Below are 11,808 nucleotides of genomic sequence, written 5' to 3' on the forward strand. Positions count from 1 at the left end.
AGAAAATATGAACGCCTTAGAACTGAAGAACAAAAAAATTCTCGTAACTGGTGGAGCTGGTTTTTTGGGGCGTCAGGTGATAAATCAGCTATGTCAGGCTGGAGCTGATCGTGATAAGATTACGGTGTCGCGATCGCGTGATTGCGATTTACGTGTTTTGGAAAATTGCCAACGTGCAGTGGATCAGCAAGACATTGTGATCCACTTGGCAGCTCATGTTGGCGGTATCGGTCTGAACCGCGAGAAACCTGCTGAATTGTTCTACGACAACTTGATGATGGGAACCCAGTTAATTCATGTAGCCTATCAAGCTGGAGTAGAAAAATTCGTATGCGTTGGTACTATCTGCGCCTATCCCAAGTTTACCCCAGTCCCATTCAAAGAAGATGATTTGTGGAATGGCTACCCAGAGGAAACCAATGCTCCCTACGGAATCGCAAAAAAAGCCCTTCTAGTCCAACTGCAAGCTTACCGTCAGCAATATGGCTTTAATGGTATTTACCTGCTACCGGTAAATTTATACGGACCGGAAGATAATTTTGACCCCAGAAGTTCTCACGTCATCCCAGCGCTCATTCGCAAAGTTTATGAAGCGCAGATGAAGGGAGAAAAGAAACTCCCAGTTTGGGGCGATGGTAGTCCTACCCGCGAGTTTCTGTATTCAGAAGACGCGGCGCGGGGTATTGTCATGGGGACTCAGCTCTACAACGACCTTGAACCCGTAAACTTAGGAACTGGTTACGAAATCTCCATCCGCGACTTGATTAATCTTATCTGTGAGTTGATGGAGTTTGAGGGCGAAATTGTTTGGGAAACTGACAAACCCAATGGTCAACCGCGCCGCTGTTTGGATACCGAACGGGCGAAGAAAGCTTTTGGTTTCACCGCTCAAGTGGACTTCAAGCAGGGGTTGAAGAATACGATTGAGTGGTGGCGTAAAAACGCTGCTTAAAAGTTGTCAAACTAATAATTAATCCTAAGGTGGGCATTGCCCACCTTATTTGTTTGTTTTTTGTCCACGAGATTTTAGACTTATTCAATATATCCATATGCTCTCATCCTATCAGAATTTTTAAACTTTCCCATGCCAGTTTTTAATCGCTGAAATAAAGTGACCCTTTGAACAATTCTTAGAATTTTATATTTCTTGAATTATTTTGCTTTTGTCAAAAGTTCAATTTTAGGAACATATCAGTTGCGTGAGCCTTCGCCCATTCAATATCCCAATCTACAAATCCAAGGTTGCGGTAAAGTTTTGATGCTGTTTCATTACCTCGTTGATAGCTCGTCGCGATCAACTCAACTTCTGGATACAACTTGAGACGCCTTATCACCTCCAACATAGCCGCTCGTCCGTAGCCCTTGCGTTGAAATTTATGGTCAATCATAAGGCGAAGAATAAAACCAACGCCAGCTGTTATTTCATACATCGTAAAGCCAACCATTGGTAAGTGAGCTTGCTCGTAACCCACTACTGTAGCATCATAAATAGATAAAGGAAACAGATTTGGGTTAACGTAAGCCTCTGCTAATGATTTCACGTTTGATGCCACAAGTTCCTTTTGAGATTCTTCCACTTCCAAGCTGATGCATTCTCGGAAATTATCGAGCGTGACTTTACGTAAATGTACCTTAGCCAAGCATCCTCCTTTTTTTGGATACCTAACTTACAATTAGAACGCATAATGCCGTCCAAGAAATAAGCTTTTTAATAAACTTGTGGAGAAAGTTGATAATCAACTAAAGAAAAAAGAATTACGCCGTTCGCTTCTCCAAACCCGTCAATCAATGTCTATAACACAGTGGAAACAAAAGAGCGATCGCATCTGCAAAAACCTTTTAACCTCCCCTCAATTTAACGAAGCAAAAACAATACTCGCTTATTTCAGCTTTCGTCAAGAACCAGACCTAAGTTTGTTATTTACAGAGACCTCTCACCGTTGGGGTTTTCCTCGCTGCGTTGAGAAATCGCTTTGCTGGCATATTTGGACGCAAAAAGACTCTGTAAAAACCGGGGCTTATGGCATTACCGAACCGCTTCCTGAAGCCCCAACTATTGCGCCTGCGGAGGTTGATTTAATTCTCGTTCCCTGTGTTGCTTGCGACTATCAAGGATATCGCTTGGGTTATGGCGGGGGATACTATGACCGTATGCTAACTTCTCCTGAATGGATAAAAAAGCCTACCATAGGCATCGTGTTTGAATTTGCTTATTTGCCTGAAATTCCTGCTGAAACCTGGGATAAACTGTTGCAAGGTGTATGTACAGAAACTGGGCTTGAGTACTTTTCGGATAAACCTACACGCTAAAATCTGCAACGACTCAGTGTGCAACTCATACTTAGTTGTAAACTGAGTCATCACAGCCAAGGGATTTAGAGCAGGTACGTGAGAAGTTGTTATCACAGGGTGTATCTGAAGTCTTGAAGACAAAGCTGAGATAAAATTCTACTGATGACTAATTTCAAAATTCAAAATCGGTTCTGGATATATACGCTATTAGGGGCAATAGCAATCTTGACACTATTTCCCCTGTTTTGGCTTATCAGTACGGCGTTGAAATCTTCAACAGAAAATATTTTTCAATCCCCACCGCAGTTGTTGCCAAGTCAACCAACTATTGAGAACTTTGTTAGTGTTTGGCAAACCAACCCCTTTGGACAATATCTGTTCAACAGCACCTTAGTGGCGGTGCTAACAGTAGGTTTGAATCTCATTTTTTGCGCTTTGGCTGCTTACCCATTGGCAAGACTTTCATTTCCAGGAAGAGACTGGATTTTTATTGCGACTGTTTCCACGATTATGATTCCCTTTCAAATTGTAATGATTCCGTTGTACATTTTGACAGTCCAATTGGGTTTGAGAAATACTTATTTAGGAATGATTTTTCCTAGCTTGGCTTCTGCTTTTGGAATTTTTCTGTTACGACAAGCTTTTATGAGCGTTCCCAAAGAGATGGAAGAAGCAGCACGCATGGATGGTTGTTCGGAGTTAGGCATATGGTGGTTCGTGATGCTTCCAGCAATTGGTCCAGCACTCGTCACTCTGGCAATTTTCGTATTTATTGGCTCTTGGAGTGACTTTCTTTGGCCCTTAATTGTTATTCAAGACGAAAACTTGTACACCCTTCCTTTAGGAGTGGCGAAGCTAGCGGGTACATTTTCTTTGAACTGGCGGTTGGTAGCCGCAGGCTCAGTTATTTCTATAGCTCCAGTACTCTTATTATTCCTGTTTGTACAACGCTACATTGTCCCTACAGAAACTGGGAGCGGTGTGAAAGGTTAAGCAGTATGAGTAAAGCGTTAAGGGTTATTCGTTTTTTCTGAATTAGGATTTATGCAAAAATAACGAAAAATTAGGTTTTGCGATCGCTTTTATTTGAGAGACATGACGTAAATACATGGTGGGTGCGTAAGTCTTGCTCATTCAGGGTTTTGTGAAACTTTTGTCATGGCTGGAGCAGTTAGAGGTAATGCACTTTGGGAAGGTGATTGAGTAGGTTGGTTCAGAACCGATGTCATATGAAGAAATACGTAGATTAAAACTGTCACTGCTAAACCCGTGATGATGCCAAAGCTTATTCCAAGCAGCAAAATAGAGTTTCTATCTAGCGCCAAAGAATGATTGTCAGCGCTGTTGTCTTTGGCGATTAGTTCTTGAGGTTGGACTGGCAATGACAGCTCAATTCCCCTCTCCTTTTCTTTGACTGGGATCAAAGGTATCAAAGAATGATTGTCAGCGCTGTTGTCTGTGGTGACTAGTTCTTGAGGTTGGACTGGCAATGACAGCTCAATTCCCCTCTCCTTTTCTTTGACTGGGATCAAAGGTATCAAAGAATGATCGTCAGCGCTGTTGTCTGTGGTGACTAGTTCTTGAGGTTGGACTGGCAATGACAGCTCAATTCCCCTCTCCTTTTCTTTGACTGGGATGAATAAATTTGTCAATATCCCCTGCTTAAGGTTCGTATGAATTTGCTGACGAGTTTCCCAGGAAATCAGAACTCCTGGCTTCGCCTCCTGGTAACTACTCACGTCTTTTAGAGTCAGGGGTTCTACTGAATTTGAAAAGCTATGGCGGTCTACCAGTTTTACTGGTCCCTTTTGCAGGCAAGCACAAACTTTTTCGATGGCCAAAGCGTACAGTGGTTCCGTTAGGTGGTAGCAAATAAAGTACGGTATGTGGGTGCGGTCAATGTCATCCCACTCATTGTTGTACAGCCAGCCAAACAGACAATGCTCTAGAGTTACCTGAAAAAGATAAGCAGCCCTGTAACTCTGGTTTTCACGCTCAAAGGCATTCCAGTGTTGGTAAACTATCTGTTTAAGGAAAGTTTGCTGAATCTGTAAGGGAACTTGCTCACTGGTAAGGAGCGCAAAGCCCACATCGGTGAAGCTAGTATAAATCAGTTGGTTGAGGGCAAATCCATGCTTAATAACATTCATGATAGGTTAAGGTAGCGTTCCTTTGTGCACGCATACTACTCCCATCCGATGTAGCTGCATATAGTAACAGAATCATACAAGTCTAGCGAACTCCAATGAACCCAGCATACTCAATTGCCTTTTGCCCTTCGTCTGTTAGTAAAAGTCTGGCATAGGCTTCTCCTGCCTGCTGTTCCCGAGCGTTGTTATGCTTAATAATTACAAACAACTTAGTGGTCAGTGGATAACTACCATCTTTGATTGCTTCTGTATTGATCTGGTTGCGCTTATGCAGGCACTCCTGGGGTTGCACTTTTGGTTCACGATAGGGGGGAATGAGCTGATTAGGGGTGTGACCTAGTGCCAAAGGCTTCACACTACATTGAGGCACGACTGTACGAGCAGAAGCGTAGTACAAACCGCCAGGGGTTTTACTGATCTGGCGCAGTGCCTGTGTCGTAGAATAGACATACTGCACTTGGGAGCTAAACGCTTGATTCTTCAAGTCTTTGTTACTTGAAAATATCATTGTGTCTGCATCTTCTGGACGCTGGGCAAAAGGAGTGATGGGTAGGTCTGGTCCACCAACCTGTTTCCAGTTAGTAATTTGTCCCAGATAAATCTGTTGCAGCTGGTCTATGGTTAAACCGGCTACATTGAGTGATGAGTTAACTACCACCGCTATCCCATCAATACCAACTTGACGTTGCTCAAGTGTGAAGCCTCGCTGCTTGGCTATGGTAGATTCTTCAGTTGTCAGCGGACGAGAAGACTGAGCGAAGTCCAATTGTCCGTCAAGCAACATACGAATGCCTGAACCTGAACCAGGACTGCTGTTAGTGGGTTCTACGTAACGCAACTGTAGTTGTGGGTGAGCGTTTTGGATCTGAGAATCTACCAATTGCCGAATATGTGCCCAGGCTGTACTACCACCGTATTTGAATGATCCGACTGGAATATCAGCAATTGTCTGAAAGGCAAACATAGTCATAGAGGCAGTGTTTGAACTTTGAATAGCCAGAGAGCTAGGGTTGCTGCTAACCCAAATGCGTGGTCTCAGCAGCCACCAGAACAGTCCGCCAATAACCAGAAGTGTCAACACTTTGCCAATAATTAGACCTTTGAGAAGGAGTGCTATTTCTCCGTTAATTACAAGTTTTTTTTGGTTTGTATGGTTCATATTATTTTGCATTTACCCTCTTAGGAGGAAGCTGAGGGTATTAGGTAGTTAATTATGCTGTTGTTGCTCAGTAGCTGGAACTGTTGACTTGGATGAATTCCTCATACCTAGTCTTTGTAACCATATGAGTAGCAAGAGGCGATTAGTTGTAGCTTTGCTACCTTTAGCCCCAATAAATGCAGAGATAATCTCTTTTCTATTGAATTAGGAAAAAATGAAAGTTTAAAACATAATTCGTGGTCGGAAAGTCACTCTCAATTTTGAAGTATATGCACATTTTTTAGTTGCCAGAGTTTGACTTGGTAAATGCTCTCGGCAAGTGTCAGGTTTTAGCCGACATTTATTCCCTGTAGATATATGAGATTATCACATCTTGTATAAAATAACTAGATATGAGAAAAAAGGATGAAGTTCCAACTCGAATAGAAAATCGGACTCTCCATCTCCCCATTTTTAGTCATCCCCAGACTTCTAGTCTGAGGGTGTTTATCGATTTCAGCCAAAGGTCTAATCAACAACCCCCAAAGCGAAATTAACCGTATAAGGTTCCTCTAAAGATTGCTGAGTACTAGCTTTGATAGCATCAAGATAACGAGCAACAGTCCGCAGTTGTTCGACATTGGGACGATAAGTGAGACTTCCTTGCTTTTCAAAAAGTGATGCAGCAGTCATCGTCTTATAGTCTGAATTTTCACATGAACCCTGAGTAAGCCAGATGGCGTCTAAGCTGGTTGGGATCAAACCTGGAGGTAACTCACCTTCCAAGAAAGCTAGTAGGCGTTGCTGACAACTGCGGGTATTAATGCCACGATTCTCAAATAACTGGATCACTTCGCCAAAGGAGAGAGCTTTTGATGGCAAAATTCGCAACAATTCTGTGAACAGGAAATAGTCAGTGTACTGTTGTCTGGGGACTTCTAAGACCTGAGGATGTAGAGGTAGCACTGCCAAACCATATGCAACCCGACTGCAAGTGGGAGAGCCGTTTTCACCGAGATAGAAATCTTGGATAATCTTAGCATTGGGCAGTTTTTGTCGCAGCCAACGACTCACCGCCCCCAAAGAAGCAACCCCGCCTGTGAGGATAGTTTGATTTATTGCTTCTGTGGGTATGCCTTTAGCGACCAATAACCTGTTGAGTTCTCGGTTAAGGCGTCGCACAAATGGGACAAACACCTGGCTTTCTAAGTCTCGTCGCTGTAAAACCCATCGCTGATCTGCCAGTTCTAGGGTAAAAGATTCTTGATGTTGCAAAATCAGCTTGAGGGCAACAGCTGCATCTATGACTGCTTTTCCTAAAACAGAACTCTCCAGCCGTTGCTGTATGCGAATGCGATCCACGATCTCAGGTTCGCCTGGTTGGGGAAGGCTTAATTCTTCCAACCCCAAACTAGAAAAGCGCATCTGATCCAAACCAGGAATCGTTGGTTGCCAATGCCAGGGCTTGCTGGTAATGGTTTTGTTATCTTCCTGTGGAGTCATGCGTGATTGCCGCCATTTTTGTGGAAACAGCAGTTGGCAAATAATGTCTTGCTCTAGTCCCTTGCCAGCATAAGCAAAACCGTGGAGCATGAAATCATTGTAGGTTAAGTCTTGCAAGTTTTCTGGCAAATCGACTAGTGCCATTTCTGTTGCACCAGCACCAATGTTGATGACGAGGGTATTGCCAACTAAAGGACGGTCACTGGCTCTTGCAGGACGAGAACCCTGACGACCTCTGATTTTCACGATTTCACCTTCAGCACCGTCGAGTTCCGAAAGCAAACAAGCAATTGCTTCTTCCACAAAAAAGACTTGTTGCGGATGCTGCACTAATTTGCTGATGAGTATTGCTTCCCGGATGTTGAAGCGATATTGTTCCGACCAGTGAGATGGACAAGTGCAAATCACACCAGTAATCTTACTAATAATATGACTGAAGCTTTCTTGGTCTAGACCAACGGCTGCCGCAGTTAAACCTAGGGTCGTACTACTGGGATCAGACATTAACGTTAACAGCAATTTCGAGAGCGATCGCACAACCCAAACCAATGGCACAGTGGAAAATTCGTTTAATTGCAAAACTGGTTCCCATTTTTGCCGCTCGCTCTTGTAGGGTAGAGCAATGTGCAGATAAGGCTTCAACTGCGCTGAGAAGAGGTTGTGCGTTGGTGCAGCAGCTGAGTGAGGTAGTGTAGAACCCGTCGCTATCTCCTCAGGGACTTTTTCTTCAGCAACAGCTGCAGGTGCTGTTTGCTCTTGTGATTCTTTGCTTTGTGTTTCAGTCACAGAAGCTGTTGGCAAATAAACTTCTGCTGGCAAACGAAACGACCGCTTTATAGAAGTTGCTTCTGGTTGGGTTTGTGCAGACCAATAGAGAGGATACACCTCAGTTGTGGAGCGATTTAACAGAGCAGCAGAAATCCCGGTTGTACCTAAATCAATTCCTAAGTACCAAACAGATTGACGAGCATCCGGCGAAATGTCTGTATTATTTGTTAAATTAGGAATTGAAACAGAAGAACCTTCGAGTGTTTCTTCTGTTGCTATATTCGTTTTTTCGATTTCCGCCACCTGCGCTCCTGTGGCGCTTGAGTCTGTTTGAGTCTCTGCTTGCTCTGGTAAGGGAGAGCGTCTGCTTTGTGCTTGTTGATTTTCTGACTGAGTTAAAGGCTGTAAAAGAGCATTTATCTCCCCATCAAAACTAGCTAAATCCTGTTCCAATTGCTGCAACTGCGCTTCTTCCAAGGAAATATCAATCATTTCTGGATGTTGATTTTCCTGTGGAGATAGCAAATCTTCCTGTGGCGAGGCGGGAATGTAGTTATCTGAAGACCACTCTACATCAGGATTTTGAATCTCTACTTCTGAAGTTTCCGCAACAGGTGTTTGCCTGGGAGTTTCTACAGCTTCTGAAGTGACTGGTGCTGTGCTTGCTGCTCTATCAGAAGATGGGACTTCAACTAAGGAATCGCGATTGCCTTCTCCTTCAAAGAGGCTACCGTGTTGGACTAACCTTTCCGCAGGACTTACGGCGCTAGGTTGTGCCCAATGGCTGAGATCAGTTAATAAGTCAGTCAACGTTGTAATTGTATCTTCATTTGCCGGACTCAGTTGGCTTGTGCTTTCCAAAGAAACAACTTGACTGCGCCCTTCCGCAGGCGGTAACTCAGGAAATGTATTTTCCTGAGGAATGGATGATTGTTCTTTTGGTTCTAATGGAACATCTTGTGTCTGTTTGACATCATTGCTACTTAGTTCCAAACGACCTGCTGTTGGTTCCTCTAACCAAGGATCTGGAAAATCAGCAGTAGAATCGCCTTGTTGTTCTTGATGTGTTGCAGCATCTGGTACAGTCTCAGAAAGAGTCAACTCTGACGGAGGGGTCGAGACCTCTACAGATAAGTCATCTGTTACACCCGTGACATCCGCTACTTCATCCGTTGCCACTTCCGGTGCTTCAAAAACGACCTCATAGAGGAAACTCTCTGATTGCAGTTGATCAGTTACAGTGACTGGTGGAGTGTCAGCAGACACTTCACCAGTCACTGTGAACTCCGTGGAGGTAGTAGATAACTTATCGGTAACATCTGTATCCTCATCCGTTTCCACAACCGTGATATCCGCAACCGCATCAGTTGTCACAGCAGATGCATTCGCCGTTGGTTCCACAAATAACTCATCTATCGTCTCAGTGGAGGTAGGCGCAGGTAACTTATCCGTAACCGTATCTGTTGCTAGAGCAGGTGGAGTTGTCGTTGACTTTACAACTAACTCATTTGTAATATTTGTGACTTCACCAGAAGCAAGCGCCGAGGAGTTAACCGTGACATCCGTTACTTCAACACCAAACAAACTGGCATAAAGTTGGTCTACTTCATCACCCATTAACGGGGAGCTATGCTGGGGTATGCCAGTAATATCAGAAGTCTCTATCGAGTTTTGCTCGTCTTGCCTGATCTCAAAAAGATCTGCATCTAAATATAAATATGGTGTACTAGCAGTCTCTTCTTGTGCTTCCAAGCCAACAGGTTGGTTATTTTCAATGACAGAGGATGAAGCTTCTACTTGTTTAAAGTCAGGGACTTCTGACGCTAACTGCTGAGATTCTGTTGAGTGTATTGTTTCATCGTTTACATCCTGACGAGATGGTTCGTCAGTGGGAGTTTGTTGCTGCAACTGAGAAGTCAAATTGCTGATTAAGCTTGCCAACAACTGTTCGCCTTGCACTCCTTTACTGTGCATTCTTGCCAGTGCTTGAGACAATGACTCGTCATAAGTGTGAATATTGCGTTGTAATGCCTCAAAGACAACATTCACAGTTCCATCAAGTGCAAGTAACTTTTGATCTAACTCCCGAGCAAGCCTTGATAAATGTTCTACTTGATCTGGTGAGTCTAGTACAGGTGGAGTCGAAGAGGTTGCAGGTTCTGTACTACCACTGTTATTTCTAAATAAAGAAGTCGCAGTATCAATTTTGAAAAACTGCTGCATTTGAGAACTTGCCGCAGTTTCCGCAGGCTGTGGTGTAGAATTAGGCACAATACGACTGCTGAGTACCTGCAAAAATTCTGAAATGACTTGCTCCTGATTCGCTAATTGCTGCGCTAGTGAGTAGTTATGCAGTCGCTTTTGTTCTAACTGCCTGATTTCCTCCACAAGATTTGCTCGCTCTTGCAACAGTGCTTTTATTTCTTCTTGTAAAGGTGCTAGCACTGTCGCCAATGGATTGCTTTGTTGTCTTGTCACAACATGAGTTTCTTCGTCCTGTTGGAGTTCGTTCTGCTGCGCTAGAGACTGGTGATGACCCTGTTCGATAAATTTTGCTAGTAGAGGCGATTGTTGTGGTTGGGTTTGAGCATCACTTTCCGATAAAGTGGCTAAGAAGTCGCGAATTCTTTCTAAAACCTGTCGTGGTTCTGACGCCTGACTGGAGAGAAACCTAGACAGGCGCTTGTTGATGAGTAAGTGGTCAATATCTGCGATCAGTTTTTGAGTTTCTGCTGCGCGGGAAGTCACTTTAATTTACCTTATCTAGTACTTTAAGTCAGGTGGTTATAGAAATTGTTTTTCAACTAAGGATCTGACGCGCTTCGGCGTAGTCTTGCCTACGGCATAGGGATTCCCGTAGGAGTGGACGGTCTTTGCCGCCGGAAATTGTCGCTCGTCGCTTGCTGAAAACAGCTAAAAATTATAGATTAGCAAAAATTAATAACCTTGCATATTATTTATTTAGTTTGTCTATAAGTTATAAGTCATACTGTTGACAGTGCTGCTAGCCCCAATAAACGGACTGCAAGCCGCAGACTGTTTCTGGTTCTTGCAAAACTTTTACTTCCTTTTAACCGATAGCTCAATACTTTTTATAAAAAACGCTTGGCTAGCTTTATTGTGTAACATAGTCTAGTTTTAGATTTTAGTGGCTGTACTTTGATAGCTTAGGCTGATAAAGGTACTGTTATTTTGTGTCTAATGTGTCTAAATTGCAGCTTTTATCAAAAAGATGTCGTAATGGAAGACCGGTATAGCGTGCAAGCACTTACCAATCCTCTAAAGCACTTGGCACCCTTTTTTCAAGGGTTACCAGAAAACCTTGTAGAACAAGCTCTTACCCATTTGGTCACCCGTACTCACCCAGCGAATCAAGTGATTCTGTTGGAAAATGACTGGGGTGGTTCCGTATATTTTCTCATTGAAGGATGGGTAAAAATACGGACTTACAACTTGGAAGGCAAAGAGGTAACGCTGAATATTCTCGGCAAGGGAGAATTGTTTGGTGAAATGGCAGCTCTTGATGAAGTGCCTCGATCCACCGATGTTATTACACTGACTTCCACTGTGATTGGTAGTATGCCAGCACAGGATTTTCTTAAGTTACTTCAAGCAGACCCAATAGCGGGAGTCCGATTGGCGCAACTGATGGCGCAACGCCTACGCCAAGTCAATCGGCGATTGCGCTTAAGGGAATCGGATAGTCAGTCGCGGGTGGCAGACACGTTATTGTTTTTAGCAGAGGGACAGGGAAAGAAAGGGGAAGAGGGAACCGAAATTCCTAATTTACCTCACCGGGAATTGAGTAGTTTGAGTGGACTGGCACGGGAAACAGTCACACGAGTATTGACAAAGCTGGAGAAAAAAGGCTTGATTAAACGGGAACACGACGTGATTTGTATTCCCGATATCTCAGCCTTAGAAAAAATGATAGTTTAACAGTCTTCCCCAGAAGAA

The 11,808-nt window shown here is 43.6% G+C and carries 8 protein-coding genes; 4 read left to right on the top strand and 4 right to left on the bottom strand.

From position 1 onward, the window contains the following. The first annotated feature begins 7 nt into the window (after window positions 1–7). Complete coding sequence (locus tag MAS10914_RS0108370; RefSeq protein ID WP_026082418.1) at window positions 8–952, top strand: GDP-L-fucose synthase family protein; 945 nt, start codon at window positions 8–10, stop codon at window positions 950–952. Window positions 953–1,166: 214 nt separating this feature from the next. On the opposite strand, the gene MAS10914_RS0108375 is transcribed toward MAS10914_RS0108370, so the two are convergent. Further along, the gene (locus tag MAS10914_RS0108375) at window positions 1,167–1,640 is read right to left on the bottom strand and encodes a GNAT family N-acetyltransferase (protein ID WP_017315473.1); all 474 of its coding nucleotides are present in this window, start codon (window positions 1,638–1,640) and stop codon (window positions 1,167–1,169) included. A 79-nt stretch (window positions 1,641–1,719) separates the two neighbouring features. On the opposite strand from MAS10914_RS0108375, the gene MAS10914_RS0108380 reads away from it, so the two are divergent. Beyond that, on the top strand, window positions 1,720–2,310 hold the full coding sequence (locus MAS10914_RS0108380; protein WP_017315474.1) for a 5-formyltetrahydrofolate cyclo-ligase: 591 nt from the start codon (window positions 1,720–1,722) through the stop codon (window positions 2,308–2,310). Between the two features lie 144 nt (window positions 2,311–2,454). Further along, window positions 2,455–3,285 carry a carbohydrate ABC transporter permease gene (locus MAS10914_RS0108385; protein WP_017315475.1) on the top strand — a complete coding sequence of 277 codons (831 nt, stop codon included), beginning with the start codon at window positions 2,455–2,457 and terminating at the stop codon, window positions 3,283–3,285. 137 nt (window positions 3,286–3,422) lie between these two features. On the opposite strand, the gene MAS10914_RS32025 is transcribed toward MAS10914_RS0108385, so the two are convergent. The 3 genes from MAS10914_RS32025 to MAS10914_RS0108400 all read right to left on the bottom strand — a co-directional run bounded on the left by MAS10914_RS32025 (window position 3,423) and on the right by MAS10914_RS0108400 (window position 10,599). Next, a complete protein-coding gene (locus MAS10914_RS32025; protein ID WP_017315476.1) occupies window positions 3,423–4,442 on the bottom strand; it encodes a hypothetical protein in 1,020 nt (339 codons plus the stop codon). An 82-nt stretch (window positions 4,443–4,524) separates the two neighbouring features. Beyond that, the gene (locus MAS10914_RS0108395) at window positions 4,525–5,601 is read right to left on the bottom strand and encodes a PstS family phosphate ABC transporter substrate-binding protein (protein ID WP_026082419.1); all 1,077 of its coding nucleotides are present in this window, start codon (window positions 5,599–5,601) and stop codon (window positions 4,525–4,527) included. Window positions 5,602–6,108: 507 nt separating this feature from the next. Then, complete coding sequence (locus MAS10914_RS0108400; RefSeq protein WP_017315478.1) at window positions 6,109–10,599, bottom strand: hypothetical protein; 4,491 nt, start codon at window positions 10,597–10,599, stop codon at window positions 6,109–6,111. Between the two features lie 492 nt (window positions 10,600–11,091). Between MAS10914_RS0108400 and MAS10914_RS0108405 the strand changes: the two genes are divergently transcribed. Then, window positions 11,092–11,790: a Crp/Fnr family transcriptional regulator gene (locus MAS10914_RS0108405; protein ID WP_017315479.1), complete on the top strand. Its 699-nt coding sequence runs from the start codon at window positions 11,092–11,094 to the stop codon at window positions 11,788–11,790. Window positions 11,791–11,808: the final 18 nt, after the last annotated feature.

It is taken from the genome of Mastigocladopsis repens PCC 10914 (genome assembly GCF_000315565.1).
GTDB classification, from domain to species: domain Bacteria; phylum Cyanobacteriota; class Cyanobacteriia; order Cyanobacteriales; family Nostocaceae; genus Mastigocladopsis; species Mastigocladopsis repens.

Coding starts and splice junctions, on each gene's coding strand:
- MAS10914_RS0108370 (WP_026082418.1), top strand. CDS start 8: ATGAACGCCTTAGAACTGAAGAACAAAAAAATTCTCGTAACTGGTGGA.
- MAS10914_RS0108385 (WP_017315475.1), top strand. CDS start 2,455: ATGACTAATTTCAAAATTCAAAATCGGTTCTGGATATATACGCTATTA.
- MAS10914_RS32025 (WP_017315476.1), bottom strand. CDS start 4,442: ATGAATGTTATTAAGCATGGATTTGCCCTCAACCAACTGATTTATACT.
- MAS10914_RS0108395 (WP_026082419.1), bottom strand. CDS start 5,601: ATGAACCATACAAACCAAAAAAAACTTGTAATTAACGGAGAAATAGCA.
- MAS10914_RS0108405 (WP_017315479.1), top strand. CDS start 11,092: ATGGAAGACCGGTATAGCGTGCAAGCACTTACCAATCCTCTAAAGCAC.